At 61.9% G+C, this 21,097-nt stretch carries 19 protein-coding genes; 3 read left to right on the forward strand and 16 right to left on the reverse strand.

Features of this window, described 5'->3' with window-relative positions; genetic code table 11:
- Positions 1–465 precede the first annotated feature (465 nt).
- The gene (locus tag FHT79_RS30690; protein ID WP_028757565.1) at positions 466–2,406 is read left to right on the forward strand and encodes a M23 family metallopeptidase; all 1,941 of its coding nucleotides are present in this window, start codon (positions 466–468) and stop codon (positions 2,404–2,406) included.
- 113 nt (positions 2,407–2,519) lie between these two features.
- Here the strand turns inward: FHT79_RS30690 and clpB are convergent, their stop codons facing one another.
- The 6 genes from clpB to FHT79_RS30720 form a co-directional block, all read right to left on the reverse strand.
- Positions 2,520–5,120 carry an ATP-dependent chaperone ClpB gene (clpB, locus tag FHT79_RS30695; RefSeq protein WP_168334065.1) on the reverse strand — a complete coding sequence of 867 codons (2,601 nt, stop codon included), beginning with the start codon at positions 5,118–5,120 and terminating at the stop codon, positions 2,520–2,522.
- Positions 5,121–5,371: 251 nt separating this feature from the next.
- Complete coding sequence (locus tag FHT79_RS30700) at positions 5,372–6,106, reverse strand: DUF4167 domain-containing protein (protein ID WP_183904685.1); 735 nt, start codon at positions 6,104–6,106, stop codon at positions 5,372–5,374.
- 343 nt (positions 6,107–6,449) lie between these two features.
- Positions 6,450–7,310 carry a peptide chain release factor N(5)-glutamine methyltransferase gene (gene prmC / locus FHT79_RS30705; protein WP_183904653.1) on the reverse strand — a complete coding sequence of 287 codons (861 nt, stop codon included), beginning with the start codon at positions 7,308–7,310 and terminating at the stop codon, positions 6,450–6,452.
- On the reverse strand, positions 7,307–8,386 hold the full coding sequence (gene prfA / locus FHT79_RS30710; protein ID WP_047619957.1) for a peptide chain release factor 1: 1,080 nt from the start codon (positions 8,384–8,386) through the stop codon (positions 7,307–7,309). Before prfA ends, prmC begins: the two co-directional genes overlap by 4 nt.
- A gap of 29 nt (positions 8,387–8,415) precedes the next feature.
- Entirely contained in the window at positions 8,416–10,683 is a 2,268-nt protein-coding gene (gene ptsP, locus FHT79_RS30715; RefSeq protein ID WP_047619955.1) for a phosphoenolpyruvate--protein phosphotransferase, read from the reverse strand.
- 89 nt (positions 10,684–10,772) lie between these two features.
- Positions 10,773–12,047: an aspartate kinase gene (locus tag FHT79_RS30720; protein WP_047619953.1), complete on the reverse strand. Its 1,275-nt coding sequence runs from the start codon at positions 12,045–12,047 to the stop codon at positions 10,773–10,775.
- A 298-nt stretch (positions 12,048–12,345) separates the two neighbouring features.
- On the opposite strand from FHT79_RS30720, the gene ubiG reads away from it, so the two are divergent.
- Positions 12,346–13,092 (forward strand): bifunctional 2-polyprenyl-6-hydroxyphenol methylase/3-demethylubiquinol 3-O-methyltransferase UbiG, encoded by a 747-nt coding sequence (ubiG, locus tag FHT79_RS30725; protein WP_047619973.1) that lies wholly within the window; start codon positions 12,346–12,348, stop codon positions 13,090–13,092.
- A gap of 55 nt (positions 13,093–13,147) precedes the next feature.
- Here the strand turns inward: ubiG and FHT79_RS30730 are convergent, their stop codons facing one another.
- The 4 genes from FHT79_RS30730 to FHT79_RS30745 are packed head-to-tail and all read right to left on the reverse strand — an operon-like array spanning position 13,148 to position 15,506.
- Positions 13,148–13,576, reverse strand: a complete 429-nt coding sequence (locus FHT79_RS30730) for a DUF1178 family protein (RefSeq protein ID WP_063476309.1) — start codon at positions 13,574–13,576, stop codon at positions 13,148–13,150.
- A complete protein-coding gene (locus tag FHT79_RS30735; RefSeq protein WP_183904654.1) occupies positions 13,573–14,430 on the reverse strand; it encodes a carbon-nitrogen hydrolase family protein in 858 nt (285 codons plus the stop codon). The genes FHT79_RS30730 and FHT79_RS30735 overlap by 4 nt, the downstream gene beginning before the upstream one ends.
- A gap of 10 nt (positions 14,431–14,440) precedes the next feature.
- Positions 14,441–14,698 carry a glutaredoxin 3 gene (gene grxC, locus FHT79_RS30740; RefSeq protein WP_047619947.1) on the reverse strand — a complete coding sequence of 86 codons (258 nt, stop codon included), beginning with the start codon at positions 14,696–14,698 and terminating at the stop codon, positions 14,441–14,443.
- A 31-nt stretch (positions 14,699–14,729) separates the two neighbouring features.
- Entirely contained in the window at positions 14,730–15,506 is a 777-nt protein-coding gene (locus FHT79_RS30745) for a ComF family protein (protein WP_183904655.1), read from the reverse strand.
- A gap of 430 nt (positions 15,507–15,936) precedes the next feature.
- On the opposite strand from FHT79_RS30745, the gene FHT79_RS30750 reads away from it, so the two are divergent.
- Positions 15,937–16,821 (forward strand): methyltransferase domain-containing protein, encoded by an 885-nt coding sequence (locus tag FHT79_RS30750; RefSeq protein WP_183904656.1) that lies wholly within the window; start codon positions 15,937–15,939, stop codon positions 16,819–16,821.
- Between the two features lie 15 nt (positions 16,822–16,836).
- Here the strand turns inward: FHT79_RS30750 and FHT79_RS30755 are convergent, their stop codons facing one another.
- The 6 genes from FHT79_RS30755 to FHT79_RS30780 form a co-directional block, all read right to left on the reverse strand.
- Positions 16,837–17,004: a Flp family type IVb pilin gene (locus FHT79_RS30755; protein WP_047619943.1), complete on the reverse strand. Its 168-nt coding sequence runs from the start codon at positions 17,002–17,004 to the stop codon at positions 16,837–16,839.
- A 70-nt stretch (positions 17,005–17,074) separates the two neighbouring features.
- Positions 17,075–17,392, reverse strand: coding sequence for a hypothetical protein (locus FHT79_RS30760; protein WP_047619941.1), 318 nt, complete (start codon positions 17,390–17,392; stop codon positions 17,075–17,077).
- Between the two features lie 126 nt (positions 17,393–17,518).
- Positions 17,519–17,932 carry an 8-oxo-dGTP diphosphatase MutT gene (mutT, locus tag FHT79_RS30765; RefSeq protein ID WP_047619940.1) on the reverse strand — a complete coding sequence of 138 codons (414 nt, stop codon included), beginning with the start codon at positions 17,930–17,932 and terminating at the stop codon, positions 17,519–17,521.
- Positions 17,929–18,735 carry a GNAT family N-acetyltransferase gene (locus tag FHT79_RS30770; protein ID WP_183904657.1) on the reverse strand — a complete coding sequence of 269 codons (807 nt, stop codon included), beginning with the start codon at positions 18,733–18,735 and terminating at the stop codon, positions 17,929–17,931. Before FHT79_RS30770 ends, mutT begins: the two co-directional genes overlap by 4 nt.
- Entirely contained in the window at positions 18,716–19,957 is a 1,242-nt protein-coding gene (gene argJ, locus FHT79_RS30775; RefSeq protein ID WP_047619936.1) for a bifunctional glutamate N-acetyltransferase/amino-acid acetyltransferase ArgJ, read from the reverse strand. The genes FHT79_RS30770 and argJ overlap by 20 nt, the downstream gene beginning before the upstream one ends.
- 174 nt (positions 19,958–20,131) lie before the next feature.
- Positions 20,132–21,013 (reverse strand): peptidylprolyl isomerase, encoded by an 882-nt coding sequence (locus FHT79_RS30780; RefSeq protein ID WP_183904658.1) that lies wholly within the window; start codon positions 21,011–21,013, stop codon positions 20,132–20,134.
- Between the last annotated feature and the right edge of the window lie 84 nt (positions 21,014–21,097).

Raw genomic sequence — 21,097 nt, forward strand, 5'->3', positions numbered from 1 at the left:
ATCCGCCAATCCGCTTGAGGTTCTTTAGAACGAAAGACTTCGTCGCCAGCAGCGCCGCCGCCCTCGTTCAGTGAGGGGGCTTATAGAACTAACCCTCCCAAGCAGTCAACAGGCCATTTCGAAAAAAATGATATTTCTTTCATGTCATTGTTTTTTCAGATCAAATTCCGGGAGACACCCAGATGCGGTCATTTCCCGGATTCCGATCGGCCTTAAACCCTCAGGAAAAGATGAACGTCTTTCGACTTTTCGTGGAAAGAACGCTCTTTTGTCTCCTGCGCCCCGACATCATCACAATCTGCTGGTCTTAAGAGACACACGATTCACACAGGCAAATGCAGGCAGACTGCCTTTTCCCGGGTGATTTGACTTCCATGCTTAAAATATGCACACCTTTCGCCCCAGCCAGGATGGCTAAGAAATGCTCTCTGAGACGCCTGATGTAAGGACGCGGACCCGACTGCCATGATGACGGAGAAAATGATGATCCGCTCGTTGGGCAACGAGCCTCCGCTTCTGGCCGACGGCAGACGCGCGCCCGACCGGCGCGAAGTTTCCCTGCGTTGGCTCTCGGGCACGTTCCTCACCGGCATCACCTCGTCCGTGCTCATGGGTGTCGCCCTTTTTGCCGCCCTTGACGGGCGCCAGCAGCTGGCGATCCCCGCCGAAGCCTATGCAAGTGCCGCGACAGACGCGCATGAGGATACGACAGTGGTCCGCGGCGGTCGGCTGATCGCGCCCGCCATCGCCGCAAAACCGTCCGACCGTGCCATCATGGAAGTTTCGACCGTCGTCCATGACGGCGAAAAGGAAGTCGTGCGCCGCCAGCCCTTCGCGCATGTGAAGATGACACTGGCCGCCAACCATGTGGCGACTGAGGACTATCCGGACTTCGATCCCCTGGCGATCTTTTCCGCCGACGAGCCGCAGCCCGCCCCGCAAAGCCGCACCGGTGCGCTTTACGGCTCTGACGTCGAGTCCGAAGTCAGCCTGAAGACCATTCCCTTCCCGACCGGCAAGACCAGCATGCAGATGGCGTCCGGCCTGTCGCTCGAAGAGGTCGAAGAGAACGTACGATCCAACGGCTCGGTGCTGACCGACGGCAACACGCAGCTCGCAGCGCTTTATTACGTCGATCCGCGCCGTTTCTCCAACGAGGATGCCGATGTCGACCTGACCGCCGGCCTGTCCGCCCGCGTGCTCGAACAGAACATGACCGTCTCCGCATCGGAATCGATCACACCGCAGACCGAAGAATTCGCCGACGACATCCTGCCGGTGCGCATCGACACGCCGATCGCCAAGGCGCTGACCGATTCAGGCTATCCGCAGCAATATGCCGATGGCATTGCCGGCTTCATCTCGCAGCAACTGGGGTCCACCGACCTCGATAAGGGCGATGTGCTGCGCATCGGCATCATTCAGAAGGGCGAACAGGCCAAGATCATCCGCGCCAGCGTCTATCGCGGCACGCGCCATCTCGTCACCGTGGCCGTCGACGACAAGGGCAGATACGTGCCCGGCAGCGAGCCTCCGATGCTGGATGCGATCGCCACCGCTTTCGATGATAATTCCTTCGCGCCGCCTCCCGGCCAGAACCTGCCGCGCGTCTATGACGGCATCTATCGCGCTGCCCTTTCCTACGGCATGACCAAGGATATGACGGCGCTGATCATCAAGCTGCTCGCCAGCAACGTCGATTTCCAGGCGCAGCTGAGGACGACGGACAGTCTCGAGGCCTTCTTCTCCGTCGCCGACAGCGCCGGCCAGGCGACCGAGGATTCCGAACTGCTCTACGTCAACGCCCGTTTCGGCGATACGCAGACGCGCTTCTATCGCTTCCAGGATCCCGATGACGGCACGGTCGATTATTTCGACGAGAACGGCAAGAGCATCCGCCAGTTCCTGCTGCGCAACCCGGTTCCGAACGGCATCTTCAAATCGGGCTTCGGCATGCGCCGTCACCCGATCCTCGGTTTCGCCCGCATGCACACAGGTGTCGATTGGGCAGCGCCGCGCGGTACGGCGATCATCGCCGCCGGCAACGGCACGGTCGAGAAAGCCGGCTGGGATTCCGGCGGTTACGGCAACCAGACGATCATCCGCCATGCCAACGGCTATGAATCCTCCTACAACCACCAGAGCGCCATCGCCAAGGGCGTCGTCCCCGGCGCCAAGATCCGCCAGGGCCAGGTGATCGGCTGGGTCGGCACCACAGGCGAATCCACCGGCCCGCACCTGCATTACGAATTGATCGTCAACGGCACGAAGGTCGACCCGCTGCGCATCCGTCTGCCGGGCGGCAAATCGCTGCAAGGCGAGGCGCTGGCGAAATTCGAGGACGAGCGCAAGCGCATCGATACGCTGCTGAACAACCAGACGTCAGACCAGGTGGCCAGCAAATAATCTCCGACAGCGTCCTTTGAACTGCCTACACGCTGATCATCCCGGTCGCCGATCGCACCCCAGACGAAAAATGGCGGCCGAAGCCGCCATTCCTCATTCATCCGCAAACCGGTTTACGCCGCTTCGCTCACCGTCTGCCGCGTCTTGAACTGCAGCCGGTCCGAACCGCTCGTCACCTTCACCGTCGATCCGTCCGGCACCTGGCCGGACAGGATCTGCTCGGCGAGCGGATCCTGCACGAACTTCTGGATCACCCGCTTCAGCGGCCTTGCGCCGTAGACCGGATCATAACCCTTGTTCGCCAGCCAATGGCGGGCGTCTTCGTCGAGATCGATGACGATCTTGCGCTCGGAAAGCAGAGCCACCAGCCGTTTCAGCTGGATATCGACGATCGCGCCCATCTCCTCACGTTTCAGGCGATGGAAGAGGATGATCTCGTCGATGCGGTTCAGGAATTCCGGCCGGAAATGCCCGCGCACGACCTCCATCACCTGCTCGCGAACCGTATCGCTGTCGTCGCCGTCCCTCAGCTGCGTCAGATATTCGGCACCGAGGTTCGAGGTCATGATGATCATCGTGTTGCGGAAATCGACGGTCCGGCCCTGGCCGTCCGTCAGGCGTCCGTCGTCCAACACCTGCAGCAGGATGTTGAAGACGTCGGGATGCGCCTTTTCGATCTCGTCGAACAGCACGACCTGATAGGGCCTGCGGCGCACGGCTTCCGTCAGCGCTCCGCCTTCGTCATAACCGACATAGCCGGGAGGCGCACCGATCAGACGGGCAACGGAGTGTTTCTCCATATATTCCGACATATCCATGCGCACCATCGCCGTTTCGTCGTCGAAGAGGAAGCGGGCGAGCGCCTTGGTGAGCTCCGTCTTGCCGACGCCGGTCGGACCGAGGAAGATGAACGAGCCGATCGGCCGGTTCGGATCCTGCAGGCCGGCGCGCGCGCGGCGGACGGCGCGCGACACGGCCTGAACCGCATCACCCTGGCCGATCACCGATTTCGCCAATTCGTCTTCCATCCGCAGCAGCTTGTCGCGTTCGCCCTCCAGCATCCTGTCGACCGGAATGCCGGTCCAGCGGGAAACGACGTGAGCGATATTGTCGGGGCTTACCACCTCCTGCACCATCGCGCCGCGATCGCCATCCTGCTTCTCGGCATCGACGAGCTGCTTTTCTAGATCCGGAATGACGCCGTAAGTCAGCTCGCCGGCACGCTGGAACTCGCCTTTGCGCTGGGCGATCGCCAGTTCGTTACGGGCATCGTCGAGCTGCTTCTTGAGATCGGCGGCAAGGCCGAGCTTCTGCTTTTCCGCCTGCCAGCGGGCCGTCAGCGCATCGGCCTCTTCTTCGAGGTCGGTGAGTTCGGTCTCCAGCCGCTTCAGCCGGTCGGCCGAGGCAACGTCGGTTTCCTTCTTCAGGGCCTCGCGTTCGATCTTCAGCTGGATAATGCGGCGGTCGAGTTCATCGAGCTCTTCCGGCTTGGAATCCACCTGCATGCGCAGCCGCGCTGCCGCTTCGTCCATCAGGTCGATTGCCTTGTCGGGCAGGAAACGGTCGGTGATATAGCGGTTGGAAAGTGTCGCCGCGGCCACCAGCGCCGCATCGGCGATGCGCACCTTGTGATGCTGCTCGTATTTTTCCTTCAGGCCGCGCAGGATCGAGATCGTGTCTTCGACCGTCGGTTCGTCAACGACGACGGGTTGGAAGCGGCGGGCAAGGGCCGGATCCTTCTCGACATGTTTGCGATATTCATCAAGCGTGGTCGCGCCGACGCAATGCAGCTCACCGCGGGCAAGGGCGGGCTTCAAGAGGTTGGAGGCGTCCATCGCCCCATCCGCCTTGCCGGCGCCGACCAGCGTGTGCATCTCGTCGATGAACAGGATGATCTCGCCGTTCTCCGCCTGCACTTCGTTGAGTACGGCCTTCAGCCGCTCCTCGAATTCGCCGCGGTATTTCGCACCGGCAATCAGCGCGCCCATGTCGAGCGCCATCAGCTTCTTGTCCTTGAGTGATTCCGGCACGTCGCCATTGACGATGCGCAGCGCCAGGCCTTCGACGATCGCCGTCTTGCCGACACCGGGTTCGCCGATCAGCACAGGATTGTTCTTGGTGCGGCGCGAAAGCACCTGGATGGTGCGGCGGATTTCGTCGTCGCGACCGATCACCGGGTCGAGCCTGCCCTCGCGGGCTTCGGCGGTGAGATCGCGTGCGAACTTCTTCAGCGAATCGAAACCCTGCTCGGCATTGGAGGAATCCGCCGTCCGCCCCTTGCGGATGTCGTTGATGACCTGGTTGAGGCCCTGGGCCGTCACGCCTGCGTTCTTCAGCGTCGAAAAGGTCGAGGCCGAGGATTCGATCGCCAGCGCCTGCAGCAGGCGCTCGACGGTGACGAAGCTGTCACCGGCCTTCTTCGCCGCCTCTTCGGCTGTTGAAAGCACCTTGGCGAGCGGCTGCGCCAGATAGATGTTGCCGTTGCCGCCGGAAATTTTCGGCAGCTTGGCAAGAGCCGCGTCGTTGGCAAGGCGGGCCGCCTTGGCATCGCCGCCGGCGCGCTCGATCAGCGAGGCCGCCATGCCCTGGTCGTCGTCGAGCAGGACTTTCAGCACATGTTCGGGCGTAAATTGCTGGTGACCCTGCGCCAATGCATAGGTCTGGGCGGACTGGATGAAACCGCGCACCCGCTCGGAATATTTCTCGATATTCATATTCTACCTCCATGGATCGCCCTGCCCTGACGAGGCGCAGACCGATGATTGAGATCGACCCCCTGAAAAGGCAGGCCGCGCTTTGCCCGTCTGGGATTTCGAGCGAAGCAGTTCGAGGAGAATATGGTAGCCTGTTCTGCGAGTTTAAAGCCCATAAAACGAAAATCCCCGGCGCGAGACCGGGGATTTTCAAGGCAATTCGAACAGATGGCACGAGCCTCACGCTCTCCCCTGAAGGAGAAGCGAAATCCTCATTCCGATGCGACGTCAGCCAGCACCGGCGCCTCGGCAGAGGCACCCTCGCCTTCAGCGGCGGCTTCCCCTTCTGCGCCGCGACGCGGGCGACGGGGACGGTTGCCGGTGCTGCGACGGCGAGGCTGGCGTTCGCGCGGCTGGCCGTCCGAACCTTCCTCGTCCATGGCGACTTCGGCCGGTATACCTTCGATCTCCGGCTGCGGGCCGGTTCCATCGATGACCTCGGCCTGGGACACTACCGGCGCCGGAGCAGGAGTCGGCTGGGGCTGGGACTCAGGCTGCGGCCGCGGCTGATGCTGCCTGCTCTGCGGCGGCTGGACGATAACGACGTCGTCACCGTCATTGTCGTTGCTATCCATATCGTCGCCGTCGCGGTCCGCGCCGTCGCGATCATTGTAATCGCCGCGATCGTCGCGCTGGAAGCGCTCCTGCATCTGCGCCTGGGCGCTGGCGATGATACGATTGTAATGTTCGGCGTGCTGGAGATAGTTCTCGGCAATCACGCGGTCGCCGGAGCTTTGGGCGTCGCGGGCGAGTTGTGCGTATTTTTCGGCGATATGCTGCGCAGTACCGCGAATCTTCACATCGGGGCCGGAGCTGTCATAGGTCCGGGTCAGCGGATTGCCGCCCTTGCGGTTGAAATTGTTGTTATTGTTATTTCCACCGCCGCCGTTGTTATTATTGTTGTTACCACGCCCTCGACCGCGCTTGTTCTGCTGTCCTGGCCTCATAGATCGTTCACCTGAATTCTCTGTTTGTGATGGATACATGGCACCAACCGCCATGACCGGAAAACCGGGTCAGGACCTTTGTGCCGCGAGCATACTGCGCCTTTGCGCCGACCTGCCGCTTGGTTCTCAAGTCAGTTTGACTGATTCACGCATTGGGTCGTGTTCAACCGTTGAAACTCTCGTTTAAAAGAGCGGACCCCCGAGGCAAACCAAGTACCGAACGAATCTCGTTCATTCCTATCTGCCCAACACGTAACCGCAACCTATATTGCTTCCCTGGGAAATCCAAGCCTTTTCTTCGCAATAACAATAATGTCCTGTCCAGTGCAGCAATTATCGCCTGTCACGCGAGCGCGAACACGAGCACCCTGTCGTTCTGACCATAATCTTTCACGGATTTGAGGCACTTGAAGCCTTTCGCTTCAAAGATCGCCGTCACATCGTTTCGCTGATCGTAGCCGATCTCCAGTCCGACGAACCCATCGGGTCTCATGAACCTTGCCGCATCCTTGGCTATGGCTTTGTAGGCGTCAAGCCCATCCGGGCCGCCATCCAGGGCCGCAAGCGGATCAAATTTCGTCACTTCGGGAGCGAGATCGTGAATGACATTGGAAGCAATATAGGGCGGATTTGAGACAATCGCGTGAAAGGACCCTTCGATGCTCTCGAACCATCTCGACTGTATGGCCTGAAACCGATCCAGCAATCCGTTTCTTTCTGCATTCGATCTTGCCGTCAAAAGCGCATCCGCCGATATGTCGCTGCCGACACCTGACGCATCAGGACACTCGCTCAAAAGCGCAAGGCATATTGCCCCGGTCCCGGTTCCTAGATCAAGGATATGGAGACCGCCTTCAGCTTTTGCAAGGTTGCGGAGATAGCCGAGCACCGTATCGACCAGGATTTCTGTATCCGGCCGCGGCTCCAGCGTTTCCGCCGAGAGCCGAAGCGGCAAGCCGTAGAACTCCCGCTCGCCGAGAATGCGATGCACCGGCTCATGGCCGAGCCGCCGCTCCACCGCCTTGAAGATCAGCTCGGACCGCTCGGGAGAAAGTCTCTCGGCCGATCGCGTCAACAGCTCGGTCGGCGACAATTTCAGAAGGCCCGCGACCAGCAGCCGCGCATCGGTCGCCGGATCGACGATACCTGCTTCGGTGAAGCGACGGCGCGCTTCGGCAAGCATATCGGCGATCGTCGAGCTCATTGCTGTTCGCCGAGCTGTGCCAGCTGGCTTGCCTGGTAATCGGCCATCAGCGCATCGACGACCTCCTCGATCTCGCCTTCCATCATCCGGTCGAGCTTGTAGAGTGTCAGATTGATGCGATGGTCCGTCACCCGACCCTGCGGGAAATTATAGGTGCGGATGCGTTCCGAGCGGTCGCCGGAGCCGACCTGGCTCTTGCGATCGGCAGAGCGCTCGCTGTCGGCCCGCTGTCGCTCGGCATCGTAGAGCCTGGAGCGCAGCACCTGCATCGCCTTGGCGCGGTTCTGGTGTTGCGACTTTTCCGAGCTGGTGACGACGATGCCGCTCGGCAGGTGGGTGATGCGCACCGCCGAGTCCGTCGTATTGACGTGCTGGCCGCCCGCACCCGAAGAGCGCATCGTATCGATGCGGATATCCTCCGGCCGGATCTCGATGTCGATCTCCTCGGCCTCCGGCAACACCGCAACCGTTGCCGCCGACGTATGGATGCGTCCGCCCGCCTCGGTTTCCGGCACGCGCTGCACGCGATGTACGCCGGATTCGAATTTCAGTTTGGCGAAAACGCCCCTGCCGGTGATCGTCGCGATGATTTCCTTATAGCCGCCGGCTTCGCCCTCGCTTGCCGAGAGAACTTCCACCTTCCAGCCCTTTTCCGCCGCGAAACGCTCGTACATGCGAAAGAGATCGCCGGCAAAAAGGGCCGCTTCCGAGCCGCCGGTGCCGGCGCGGATTTCGAGGATCGCACTCTTTTCGTCCGCTGCATCCTTCGGCAAAAGCAGGATCTGCATGTCCTGTTCGAGCGCCTCGATCTGCTCTTTCACCTCCGGCAGTTCCAGCTCGGCGAGGTCGCGCATCTCGCGGTCGACCGATTTATCCGCCAGCAGCGTTTCGAGATCGGCAAGCTCGGCGACCGCCTTCTCATAGGCGCGGATCTGCGTCACGACGGGCTGCAGCTCGGAATATTCGGATGCGAGCTTCACATAGACATCGGCAGCCGGGCCAGCCGACATGCGCGCCTCGATCTCGCCGAAACGGCGCTCCAGCTCGCGCATTTTTTCAACGGGAAGCTTCGCCACCCTTCACTCCGATTCTTCTTAATCTCTGTCTAAAGGGGAATATTGTGGCTCTCGGCGAAGCGGGCAAGCACCTCGCGCATCGGCATCACGGCGTGGTGATCGTCCAGCACCTCGTCCATCACCTTGGCCAAGGCCCCGACATCGAGCCCGAGCAGCATCGCCTTCACCGGTCCGATCGAGGCCGGCGACATCGAGATCGAGCGGAAGCCGATACCGAGCAGCGCCATCGCCGAGATCGGTTTGCTGGCGAGTTCGCCGCAGAGCGTCACCGGCGTCTTGTTCCGATCCGCCCCGCGCACGATATCGCGCAGGATGCGCAAGAATGGTTTGCCGAGCGGATCGAAACGATCCGAGACCCGCGCATTGCCGCGATCGACCGCCATCGAGAACTGGAAGAGGTCGTTCGAACCGACCGAAACGAAATCCACCGCCTCCATCAGTTCGTCAAGCTGCCAGAGCAGTGCAGGCACCTCCAGCATCGCTCCGAATTGCAGCTTGCGCGGCAGCCCGTGACCGAAGCGCGAGAGGTGCTGCACTTCCTTCTGCAACAGCTCGCGCACGATCTTCAGCTCCGAAACCTCGGTCACCATCGGCACCATCAGCTTCAGTTCGGTGTCGGCCGACGCCTTCAATAGGGCGCGCAGCTGGGTGCGCAATAGTCCCGGCCGATCGAGCGATAGCCGGATAGCGCGCCAGCCGAGGGCGGGATTTTCTTCCTCATGGCCGCGGAAATAGGGCACGACCTTGTCGCCGCCGATATCCAGCGTGCGGAAGGTGACGGGGCGGCCCGCCGCCTGTTTTATCACATTGCGATAGAACTGCTCCTGCTCATCCGCCTTCGGCATGGTGGAGGCGATCATGAACTGCAGTTCGGTGCGGAAGAGGCCGATGCCCTCGGCGCCCGATTCCGAAAGCTGCGGCAGGTCGACCAGCAGCCCCGCATTCATCATCAGCGCGATCCGCTGCCCATCCTTCGTCACCGGCTCGACGGCGCGCAGCGCCCGGAACTGCTCCTGCCGTCTGGCACGGAAGCGGACCTTTTCCTCGTAGGAACGCCGATGATCGGCCATCGGCCGCAGATGCACATGCCCCTCGTCGGCATCGATGATCACGGCATCGCCGTTCTCGGCGAGCGCCACGACGCCGGCTGCCTGGCCGATGACCGGAATGCCCATGGCGCGCGCGACGATCACCACATGGCTCGTCACCGCGCCTTCTTCCAGCACCAGCCCGCGCACATTGGCACGTGGATAATCGAGCAGTTCGGCCGCCCCCATGGCGCGCGCCAGAATGACCGCGTCGCTGGGGAAACCCTCGGCCGTTGTCCGCCCGGTATAACCCGTCAACTGTCTGAGCAGCCGGTTCGCCAGATCCTCGAAATCGTGCATGCGTTCGCGCAGATACGGATCCGTCAGGCGCATCATCCGCGCCTTGGTATCGCTCTGCACCTTCTCGACCGCCGCTTCCGCCGTCAGGCCGTTGCGGATCGCCTCCTCGAGCTTGCGCACCCAGCCCTGATCATGCGCGAACATGCGATAGGTTTCGAGCACCTCGCGGTGTTCGCCTTCCATCGACACGTCGCGACGCGACAGCATGTCGTCGATCGAGATCCGGAGCGAGCCCATGGCTTCGGCCAGCCGTCGGATTTCCTTCTCGGCATCCTCGTTGAGCAGGTTGGTGACGACGATGCGCGGCTCGTGCAGCACGACGTAACCGAGGCCGATGCCGTCATTATAGGTGTCGCCGTCGACGGTCACCGAACGCGTCAGGTCGAGTTCGAGGCCCGGCTTGGTGATCTTCTTGAGCTCGCCGGTGGCGATCATCTCGGCCAGCACCATCGCCGTCGTCTCGAGCGCTTCCAGCTCTTCCTCGCGATAGTTGCGGCTCGCCTTGTTCTGGACGACGAGAACGCCGAGCGAGCGCCCGGTTCGGAGAATCGGCACACCAAGGAAGGAATGGTAGATCTCTTCGCCCGTTTCCGGCAGGTAACGGAAAGCAGGGTGTGACTGCGCGTCGGAAAGGTTCAGCGGCTGGGCCGAGGCTGCGATCGTGCCGACGAGGCCCTGCCCCATCTTCAGTTGCGCCAGATGCACGGCCTCGCGGTTGAGACCTTCGGTTGCATAGAGTTCGAGGACGCCGTCGGCGCGCAGCACGTAGACAGAGCAGACTTCCGCCACCATGTTGCCGGCGATCTGGCGGACGATCCGGTCAAGACGATCCTGCGGCTCCAGCGGCTCCGCCATCAACTCGCGCAGCCGCCTGAGCAGCACGCGTGGACCGCCGGAAAGGTCTCTCATGGCGTCTCAAGCTCCCGAAACAACGCACTCAGTCCCGGCGGGCCGGCCCTCGTCTCCTCAACCTGAAGGGGCAGGCCGCCCACTGGGAATCAATTCTTATCCAGACCGTAGCAGGAATGCAAAGTCCTGACAGCGAGTTCTGCATAGGGACCGTCGATCAGGATGGAAATCTTGATCTCGGAGGTCGTGATCGCCTTGATGTTGATGCCTTTTTCGGCAAGTGCACGAAATGCGGTCGCGGCAACGCCCGCGTGGCTGCGCATGCCGATGCCGATGACCGATACTTTCACCAGCCCCGATTCGTTCTGCACGACATCGTAGCCGATCTTCTCCTTATGGTCGCCGAGCACCTTGATCGCCTTCTCGACGTCGCCTGAAGGGACGGTGAAGGTCATGTCGGTCTTCGACCCGTCCTCGGAGATATTCTGGACGATCATGTCGACATTGATATGGGATTCGGCGAGCGGTCCGAAGATCGCTGCGGAAACGCCCGGCCGGTCGGCAAGACGGCGAAGCGAGATCTGAGCCTCATCCTTGGCATAGGCGATGCCGGTGACTACTTCCTGTTCCACGATTTCATCCTCGTCACAAATCAGCGTTCCGGGCGGGTTCAACAGATCGCCCATGCCCGGAGCATCGGGATCTTCGAATGACGAGCGCACGAAGGTGCGCACCTTGTGCACCATGGCAAGCTCGACCGAGCGCACCTGCAGCACCTTGGCGCCGAGCGAGGCCATTTCCAGCATTTCCTCGAAGGCGATCTTCTTCAGCCTGCGCGCCTTCGGCACGATGCGCGGGTCGGTGGTGTAGACGCCGTCGACATCGGTATAGATATCGCAGCGATCCGCTTTGACAGCTGCCGCGATCGCGACGGCGGACGTGTCCGATCCGCCGCGCCCGAGCGTCGCGATACGGTTGTCGGGTCCCAAACCCTGGAAACCGGCGATGACGGCAACCTGCCCCTCGCCCATCCGCTTGACGATGTCGGAGCCGTCGATCTCCATGATCCGCGCCGCGCCATGAGCGTTGTCGGTGTGGATCGGGATCTGCCATCCCTGCCAGGAACGCGCATTGATATCCATCGCCTGCAATGCGATCGCCAGCAGTCCGGAGGTCACCTGCTCGCCGGATGCGACCACCGCATCATATTCCCGCGCATCGTAAAACGGAGAATTGGCACCGATCACCTTCGGCGTGCCTTGCACCCAGCCGACCAGTTCATTGGTCTTGCCGGACATGGCCGAGACGACCACCGCCACCTCGTGCCCGGCATCGACTTCGCGTTTTACGTGGCGGGCAACGTTCTTGATGCGGTCCAGGTCAGCGACGGATGTGCCGCCGAATTTCATTACGATGCGTGCCATATGCCTCTACCACGACTGGCGCCGGAACAGCGGAAAACCGAACCCGGCATCACGAAAGCTCTGGGGCGGACCGCCTGGCCAAAGAGCCGGATTCCCAACTTCTGGAACCGCTCTAAAAGCCCAGGCCCCAAAAGGCCCCAAGTTGCGGCGTCTCTTAGCGAGTTTGGCGGGGGTAGGCAAGCGCACGCGATAAAAGCTGTTGGCGAGCGGCTCCGCGCTCGTCAGTCCGCTGATCCACGCCCCTTGACTTATGCCGTCGATCGTCCGACTTCACATTGAGCGAATGAAGGAGTGGACGATGACGGAAGGCGCCAGAAGCACGATCGACCAGGGCGAAGTGGACCGCTTCTCGGCGATGGCGGCGGAATGGTGGAGCCCGACCGGCAAGTTCAGGCCGCTACACAAGTTCAATCCCGTCCGGCTTACCTATATAAGAGACAAGGCCTGCGAGAATTTCGGCCGTGATCCGAAAAGCGCCCGCCCGCTCGAAGGCCTGCGGGTGCTCGATATCGGCTGCGGCGGCGGCCTCCTGTCCGAACCTGTCGCCCGCATGGGCGCCTCCGTCACCGGCGCCGATCCGTCCGAGAAGAATATCGGCATCGCCTCTACCCATGCCAAGGCATCAGGCGTTTCGGTCGATTATCGCGCTGTCACTGCCGAGGAGCTCGCCGACGCCGGCGAGACCTTCGATATCGTCTTGAACATGGAAGTGGTCGAACACGTCGCCGACGTCGAATTTTTCATGACGACCTGCGCGAAAATGGTCCGCCCCGGCGGTCTGATTTTCGTTGCCACCATCAACCGCACGATGAAGGCGGCCGCGCTCGCCATCTTCGCCGCCGAAAACATTCTACGCTGGCTGCCGCGCGGCACGCATCAATATGAAAAGCTGGTGCGCCCGGAAGAGCTGGAAAAGCCGCTGGCGGCAAGCGGCCTCGAGATCACCGACCGCACCGGCGTCTTCTTCAACCCACTGTCGAACCAATGGAACCTGTCCAAGGATATGGACGTCAATTATATGCTGCTGGCAAAGCGGCCGGCGTAAGTCCAGGGCAGGCGCCACATGCAGGTAGCCATTGCAGCAGGCCGCGCGGACTGCGTCAGTTCACGTCTTCCGGCAAAACCGGAATGGCTGCGATCTCGATGCCCTCTTCGAGGAGTGCCTGCGCCTCGTCGAAAGTCGCCTGGCCGATGATGCCGCGGGCATCCGCCTCGCCATAATGGATCTTGCGGGCTTCCTCGGGAAACTGCGTGCCGACATCCTCGGAATTGGCCTTGACGGCCGCGACCGCCTCTTTCAGCTTCTGCAGGGCCTCCTGGCGCATGGCATCCATCGCCAGTGTCTGGATCTCGTCCTTCTTCCGCGCCGTCGACACCGAAGGCGCCATCAACAGCTTGGAAATAGCAGCGGAATGACAGACGGGGCAGGTCAGGAAGCCGGTCGCGACCTGACGGTCGAAATCGGCGCTTTCGGAAAACCAGCCTTCGAATTCATGGGCATTGTCACAGGTGAGAGAATAGCGGATCAAGCGGCGACGCCTCCTGCGACTGCCCCCGCAATCTTCTCGACCGAGAATTCCCGGCCATTCCTCAGGTTCGGGATCTTGTCATGCGCGGTTTTGACCGCACTGGGATCGATCTCGACAACGATAATGGCCTCGCCGGTGGCGCCGGCCGACGCCAGCACCGTGCCCCAGGGATCGATGATCATCGAATGGCCAAAAGTCTCGCGGCCGTCCTCATGCCGGCCGGCCTGTGCGGCGGCGATGACGAAGACACCGTTCTCGATCGCGCGTGCCCTGAGCAGAATCTCCCAATGCGCCTCGCCGGTCTGTTTGGTGAAGGCGGCGGGAACCGTCATCACCTCGGCGCCGGCAATCGCCTGGGCGCGGAAGAGCATGGGAAACCGCACGTCGTAGCAGATCGTAAAACCCATTTCGGCAAAGGGCAGCGACAGAACACGGGCCTCCGAGCCGGCCGTATAGGCGGCACTTTCACGCCAGCTCTCGCCATTGTCGAGGTCGACGTCGAACATATGGATCTTGTCGTAGCGATTGAGGATTCGGCCGTCGGGACCGAAGAGGAAACCGCGATTGGCGATTTTGCCGTCGGCAAGGGCGATTGCCGTCGAGCCGACATGCACGTGGATGCCGAGTTCGGCGGCGAGCTCCGAGCCGGTCTTGACGATGATGTCATGCGCCTCGTCGGCAAGCACGGCGCGCGCCGCCGCGCGATCGCGCTGCAACATGCCGGTCATCTCCGGCGTCTGCACATAGATCGCGCCCTCTGCGGCGGCCTCGCGCACCAGCCGCGCCATGGCGGCGGCGTTCTTCACCGGATCGACCCCGGAACACATCTGGATGGCGGCGGCCTTGAAGCTCATCGATTTGTCCTCAGGCCGCCAGCATCGGATCGAGCTTGCCGGCCCGATCGAGCGCGAAGAGATCGTCGCAACCGCCGACATGATCGGCGCCGATGAAGATCTGCGGAAAGGTGGTGCGGCCGTTCGACTTGCCGATCATCTCCTGGCGAAGATCCGGCGAAAAGGTTGCGTCGTGTTCGACGTAGTCGACGCCCTTTTCTTCGAGAAGGGACTTGGCGCGGCTGCAATAGCCGCAGAACTGCCGTGTATAGATCGTGACGGGTACCATAATCTCTCCAGACCGATGCCGGGTATTTCTGTCATATAGGCTCGGAGAGAGCCCTTGCAAAGGTCAAAACCGTTATCTCGGCCGCACCTGCCTTGCGCAATGTCCGGCTTGCCGCAGCAACCGTCGCCCCCGTTGTATAGACGTCGTCGACGAGGACGATGCGCTTGCCGAAAATGTCGTTTTCGCAACCCTTGGCAATCGCGAAAGCGCCCCTGACATTGTCCTCGCGCGCCTTCGCGCCAAGGCCGACCTGCTGGCTGGTGCGCTTGACGCGAATAAGCGTGGCTGCAAGCAGCGGCTTGCCCGAAAGCCTTGCCATATGGCGGGCAAGCTCGGCTGCCTGGTTGAACTTGCGCGCCAGCATGCGGGTGCGATGCAGCGGCACCGGGATCAGCGCATCGCAGCTTTCGACCGCCCCGTCGGAAGCGCGCAGCATCCAGGCGGCCATCATCGGCGCCAGATCGGTACGGTCGCGATATTTCAGCCCATGCACGAGATCGCGGACCGCATGGTCGTGGGTCGCAGCCGACCGCAGCCGGTCGAAGGGCGGCGGGTCAGCAATCGCCTCGGCACTGAGGATGCCGGCACCGAGATCGTGCGAGAAGGGAATGCCGAGCACCTCGCAATAGGGCCGTTCGATGAAGCGGATGCCGGACCAGCATTTTGCGCAGAGCCCGCGATGGCCGCCTGTGGAAATACCGCAGACGGAGCAGGCGGGCGGATAGAAGAAATCGGCAAGCGCCGACAACGGCCGCAAGAGATGCGCCCGCAAAAACTCTGCCGGTCTTTCGAAATCGATCGAGCCCATGCGGCTAAGACTAGAGCCTTTCCTGGTCAGATTGAAGCATTCTGTTGGCTCAAGCGGAATCGGATGGTCGACCGGCCGGCGTGCGTCGTAGCCCGGCTCGACGGCCAAGCCGGCCGGTCGATCAGCCGGCCAGTTTCAGCCAACCCTCTTGCAGATTTGCCTGGCAAATCTGCAAGACTTTAGAATCGCCGGACGCACCTGTTGCTTCGCATGGCGAAGCAGTGCGGCCGGTGGGCCGGGCATCTCTACGCCAGGACAGAGGCGATCGGCTCGGACGTACCAAGGGGTATGCCCGTCGCCAATCGCCTTTGCCCTGATGAAAACCTGCTCCGGCAGAATGCTTCAATCTGGCCAGGAAAGGCTCTGGCGCGTTCTGCGCGAAACGAAAATCGTCTTGCCGCCTAAACGACGCGGGACTAAGGACATCGCCATGGAAACGATCTTCGACAAGGCCCTGATCGCCGCACACCGCCATCGTGCGCTTGCCAGCAACGACCCGAAAGCCGCCTTCCTGCTCGACATCGCCGCTGAGGAAATGGCCGAGAGGCTTGCCGTCGTCGAGCGGACCTTCGAGACCGCCGTCGAGCTGCACGGCGCAACCGGGGCTGCCGCCCGTGCGGCGCTGGCGACGGGCAAGATCGGCACGATCATCCGCGTCGAAAGCGAGAAGGCCTATGCCGGGCCGGGCGAAACCTTGATCGAGGCGCCGCTCGAAGATGTGCCGCTCGAACCGCAATCGGCCAATCTCATCCTTGCGCCGCTCAGCCTGCATCTGACCAACGATACGCCTGGCGTTTTCATCCAGATTCGCCGAGCCCTGAAGCCGGACGGGCTGTTTCTCGCTGCGATCCCCGGCGCCGGGACCCTCCAGGAACTGCGCGAGGTGCTGCTGGCCGCCGAGGTCGAGATAACCGGCGGCGCAAGCCCGCGTGTCATTCCCTTCGCCGATGTGCGCGATGTTGGCGGCCTGATGCAGCGCGCCGGCTTCACGCTGCCGGTGATCGACACGGAGAACTACACGGTGCGCTATGATTCGCTCTTCCCGCTGATGCGGGATCTGCGAGCGATGGGCATGAGCAATCCGCTTGCAGCCCGCGGCCGGATGCCGCTGACACGCGCCTTCTTCCTGCGCGGAGCGGAGATCTACGCCGAACGCTATTCCGATCCCGACGGGCGCATCCGCGCCACCTTCTCGATCATCTATGTCTCGGGATGGGCTGCGCACGAGAGCCAGCAAAAGCCGCTGAAGCCCGGTTCGGCCAAGGCTCGCCTCGCCGATGCGCTGAAAGTGGATGAGCACAAGCTCAGGCAGTAATGGCCGGCTGCCTCTTCAATTCCCAGGCAGATTGTTGCCGATCGCGTTGAAAATATCCTGCAGTCTGCCGGAGAAGATACCGAGAGCAGAGACAATTGCGCCACCGATGACGGCGGCGATCAGCCCATACTCGACCGCCGTCGCACCTCTATTATCTGCAAGAAATGCCTTCAAAAAATGCATCACCCAATCCTTAGCGCGAACGGACAGCAAACGACCAATTCCACGACCATCAGGTGATGGCCGACATTTTTCAGCAACCGGCGCCGACGCCATAGCCCTGGACGACGCAGACCGAGCCGGGTGTATCCTGGAGGACGCTGCGGCGAATCGTATAACGCTTGCCGCTTTCGGCCTTCGGAATCGATCCTGTTGTCATCGTATCAAATTCAAGGGGAGCGCTGGCAAAGACACTCTTTTTCGAGGAATCCGCAAGCATCGGCGTCAGGATGAGCGTCAGCGCGACCACCGCCGTACCGAACAGAAGGGCGATATTGAGCGCACCCGTCCTGCGCGAGGCAGACGAAGCCCGTTCCTTTTCCCGGACAGCTTTCCAGAAATCATCGTCCATGACGTCAAGCCTTTTAATACACGCACGCCAGATGCTTGATTGAGGCCGATCTTTGGCAGAAGGTGTTAAACGATCCATTAATATCCACAGCCGAAAACGACACGGCGCGATAATAATCACGTAACGCTAAAGTAAATCCTGCAGCATCGGGATGAGCGGCTCGTCGGCCGGCGGCATCGGATAATCGCGCAACGCCTGCGGACGCACCCATTTCAGCGCCTGGCCCTCGCGGCCCTGGGGAATGCCCTCATAGCGCCGGCAGATATAAAGCGGCATCAAAAGGTGGAAGGTCTCGTAGGAATGGCTGGCGAAGGTGAGCGGCGCCAGGCAGGCGATCTTGGTCTTGATGCCGAGCTCTTCCTCGAGCTCGCGCACCAGCGTTTCTTCCGGCGTCTCGCCAGGTTCGACCTTGCCGCCGGGAAACTCCCAGAGCCCCGCAAGCGACTTCCCCTCGGGACGCTGTGCCAATAGGATACGCCCGTCGGTATCGATCAGCGCGCAGGCGGCGACCAGCAATATCTTCCGGCCTGCCTCGATCATTTCGGCTCCCGCTGCCAATAGCAATAATGATAGGCGTCGCGAAAACCGAGGCGCTCATAGAGGGCGATCGCCGGACGGTTGGAAAGCTTCACCTGCAGCCAGGCCGAACGGGCGCTGCGCATGCGTGCCCAGCGCAGCGCCGAGGTCAGGATCTCGGTGCCAAGCCCCTCGCGCCGCCGCGCCTCGGAGACCGAAAGCGACATGATGCCGGCAAGATCGTTGTCCTGAACGCAGAGCACGGTCGCAAGCGGGCCATCCGTCGCATTCTCGATCATGAACAGGCCGGATGGCGGCTTGATCGCCGTAATGATTTCGGCAAGCGCCGGCTTCAGCGTCGGCGGCGCCCGCTCGACGGCGAGATTGGCATCGACGAAACGGCCGACATCATGGGTCGGCAGGTGATCGAGCGTGTCCGGCAATTCCGCCTCGGCCAGATCGCAGGTCATCACGACAGTCTCGTCGAACTGCATCCAGTTCTGCTGGCGCAGAAGTTCGATCAGCACCGGCGAGGCAAGCGGCGTCTGGCGGACCACGGCGGCGCGGCCATAGGCCTCGAACTTCCGGCTCGCCTTTTCCAGGCGGATTTCGACGTCGCGATGATCCGAAGGATCGAGCGGCACGATCGAATTCAACCGGTTGGACGGGTGGCCGGCCGTCAGCCGCACCTGCCAGCTGCCGTCATATTGCACGGACGCCGCCGGCCAGGCGCGGAAGCCGACAGCCTCCAGCCTGCGGACCAGCGGCAGATTGTGTGAGGAAATGGATGCCTGCGCCAATGACCGATCAGCTCCGATAGTCGCCATTGATCGCAACATATTCCTTGGTGAGGTCGCAGGTCCAGACCGTAGCCGTGCCGGCACCGAGCCCGATATCGACTTTGACGGGGATATCCTGCGCCTTCATGACATCAGAGGCGGCCTCCTCGGAATAATCCGGGTCACGCTCGCCATTGACGGCGACCCTGATGTCGCCGAACCAGATGGCGAGCCGGTCGCGATCGGCCATCTCGCCGGATTTGCCGACCGCCATGACGATACGGCCCCAATTGGCGTCTTCGCCGGCGGCCGCCGTCTTGACCAGCGGCGAATTGGCGATCGACAGTGCGATGCGCTTGGCGGCGGTATCGCTCTCGGCGCCCGTCACTGTGATCTCGAGCATCTTTGTGGCACCTTCGCCGTCACGCACCACCTGCAGCGACAGATCCTTCAGCACTTCGTTGAGTGCAGCGCGGAAGGCGGCAAGGCGCGGATCATCGGCGCGTTCGATACGGGCCTGGCCGTCCTCGGCCGCCGCACCCGTCGCAAACAGCATCAGCGTATCGGAGGTGGAAGTGTCGCTGTCGACAGTCATGGAATTGAAGGTCGGGCCGACGCCGTCGGACAGAAGCGCCTGCAGCGCGGCCGGTGCAATGTCGGCATCGGTGACGACGAAGGAGAGCATGGTCGCCATATCAGGCGCGATCATGCCGGCGCCCTTAGCGATGCCGTTGATCGTCACGGCCACGCCGCCGATCTCGGCGCTGCGGGTCGAAACCTTCGGGTAGGTGTCGGTCGTCATGATCGCCTTGGCGGCCTCGAACCAGAAATCGCCGGTCGCTTCGACCTGCATCCGATCCAGAACGCCTGCGAATTTGGTGGCATCGAGCGGCTCGCCGATGACGCCGGTCGAGGCCAGATAGATCTCGTTTTCAGCGCAGCCAACGGCAGCGGCAGCCGACTGCGCCGTCAGCGCGGTCGCCTGGCGGCCCTTCAGCCCGGTAAACGCATTGGCATTGCCGGAATTGACGACGACGGCGCGGGCGCTGCCATGGGGAAGATTGGCCCGGCAGAAATCGACCGGCGCCGACGGGCACTTCGAGCGGGTGAAGACGCCCGCAACGGCCGCCGGCCTGTCGAAGACCATCATCAGCACGTCGGTGCGGTTCTTGTACTTGATGCCGGCGGACGCCGTCGCCATGCGCACGCCGCGCAACGGCGGCATCGAGACGAAGGATTTCGGAGCGAGCGGAGAGACGGAACCGGACATGATAAGACCTGCCAATGAGCATTTCCAGGCGAATTGGAAACCGGTTCGCCGTCCGGAAATGCGACAACAAACGATGCCGGAGCATGATGCCGAAAGTGTCGGCGTTTTTCGACGACATCATGCTCTGCTTTTTGATTTGGAAGGGCCCGGAAGAACCGGGCCCTGATGCGATGATTACTGCTGCGGCGCCGGCGCGACGGGCTCGCTGCCCGGCTCCGGCTGCTTGTTGGCCTGGTCGTAACCCTTGCGCAGCGTCTCGTCCGAGATCTCGATCTTGGCGGAGGCCTTCGCCTTGTTCAGAAGCTCAAGATACTTGTCGCGCATGACGAGCTGACGAACCTGATCCTGCACCTGCTCGAAGGGCGGCGGCGGAGCGTCGCGCTTGTCCTCGACCTTGATGACGTGGAAGCCGAAATCGGTCTTGACGGGTGTCTTGGAATAGGTGCCCTTCTCCAACGCGAAGGCTGCGTCCTCGAATTCCTTGACCATGCGGCCGCGCGAGAAATAGCCGAGATCGCCGCCTTCCGACTTGTTCGGATCGGTGGACTTTTCCTTGGCGAGTTCGGCAAAATCCTTGCCGGCGTCGAGCTGCTTGATGATGTCCTTGGCTTCGTCCTCGGTCTTGACGAGGATGTGACGGGCGTGGACTTCTTCCTGCTTCGGCAGGGCAGCGACTTCCTTGTCGTAGCGGCCCTTGACTTCCTCAGGCGTCACGATGTCGACGACATGCTTCTTGAAATAGGCGTTGTGCAGCTCGCGATCGGTGAGATACTGCATGCGCCTCTTGAATTCGTCGGTCTGATCGAGCTTCTCGGCCGCAGCGTCGGCGGCGAGCAGCTTCACGTCGATGGCGGCGGAAAGGGCTGCGACCTTCTTCTGGTCATCGGGGAGCTGCGCCAGCTGCGGGTCGAGATTGGCGACGGCAAGGTCGAGTTCCGACTGGTGGATCTCCAGATTGCCGACCTTGGCGATGACGGCGTCATCGGCATAGGCCGGGGCCTGGAGCGCAACAAAAGTTGCGAACGCCAGAACGGCAAGTTTGTTGGTGCTCAACATGAAATACCCTTCACAGTTACATCGCCGGTTTCAGCATCGCCCGAATCCAGCCCAAAATAGCCATCAACACCGGATTGTGGCCTT

The sequence above is a fragment of the Rhizobium sp. BK212 genome, assembly GCF_014197475.1.
In the GTDB taxonomy this organism is placed as follows: Bacteria; Pseudomonadota; Alphaproteobacteria; order Rhizobiales; family Rhizobiaceae; genus Rhizobium; species Rhizobium anhuiense.

Bases quoted from the DNA above. Each gene is read 5' to 3' on its own strand.
- FHT79_RS30690 (WP_028757565.1), top strand. From the start codon at position 466: ATGATGACGGAGAAAATGATGATCCGCTCGTTGGGCAACGAGCCTCCG.
- clpB (WP_168334065.1), bottom strand. From the start codon at position 5,120: ATGAATATCGAGAAATATTCCGAGCGGGTGCGCGGTTTCATCCAGTCC.
- FHT79_RS30700 (WP_183904685.1), bottom strand. From the start codon at position 6,106: ATGAGGCCAGGACAGCAGAACAAGCGCGGTCGAGGGCGTGGTAACAAC.
- prmC (WP_183904653.1), bottom strand. From the start codon at position 7,310: ATGAGCTCGACGATCGCCGATATGCTTGCCGAAGCGCGCCGTCGCTTC.
- ptsP (WP_047619955.1), bottom strand. From the start codon at position 10,683: ATGAGAGACCTTTCCGGCGGTCCACGCGTGCTGCTCAGGCGGCTGCGC.
- FHT79_RS30720 (WP_047619953.1), bottom strand. From the start codon at position 12,047: ATGGCACGCATCGTAATGAAATTCGGCGGCACATCCGTCGCTGACCTG.
- ubiG (WP_047619973.1), top strand. From the start codon at position 12,346: ATGACGGAAGGCGCCAGAAGCACGATCGACCAGGGCGAAGTGGACCGC.
- FHT79_RS30735 (WP_183904654.1), bottom strand. From the start codon at position 14,430: ATGAGCTTCAAGGCCGCCGCCATCCAGATGTGTTCCGGGGTCGATCCG.
- grxC (WP_047619947.1), bottom strand. From the start codon at position 14,698: ATGGTACCCGTCACGATCTATACACGGCAGTTCTGCGGCTATTGCAGC.
- FHT79_RS30745 (WP_183904655.1), bottom strand. From the start codon at position 15,506: ATGGGCTCGATCGATTTCGAAAGACCGGCAGAGTTTTTGCGGGCGCAT.
- FHT79_RS30750 (WP_183904656.1), top strand. From the start codon at position 15,937: ATGGAAACGATCTTCGACAAGGCCCTGATCGCCGCACACCGCCATCGT.
- FHT79_RS30755 (WP_047619943.1), bottom strand. From the start codon at position 17,004: ATGCATTTTTTGAAGGCATTTCTTGCAGATAATAGAGGTGCGACGGCG.
- FHT79_RS30760 (WP_047619941.1), bottom strand. From the start codon at position 17,392: ATGGACGATGATTTCTGGAAAGCTGTCCGGGAAAAGGAACGGGCTTCG.
- mutT (WP_047619940.1), bottom strand. From the start codon at position 17,932: ATGATCGAGGCAGGCCGGAAGATATTGCTGGTCGCCGCCTGCGCGCTG.
- FHT79_RS30770 (WP_183904657.1), bottom strand. From the start codon at position 18,735: ATGGCGACTATCGGAGCTGATCGGTCATTGGCGCAGGCATCCATTTCC.
- argJ (WP_047619936.1), bottom strand. From the start codon at position 19,957: ATGTCCGGTTCCGTCTCTCCGCTCGCTCCGAAATCCTTCGTCTCGATG.
- FHT79_RS30780 (WP_183904658.1), bottom strand. From the start codon at position 21,013: ATGTTGAGCACCAACAAACTTGCCGTTCTGGCGTTCGCAACTTTTGTT.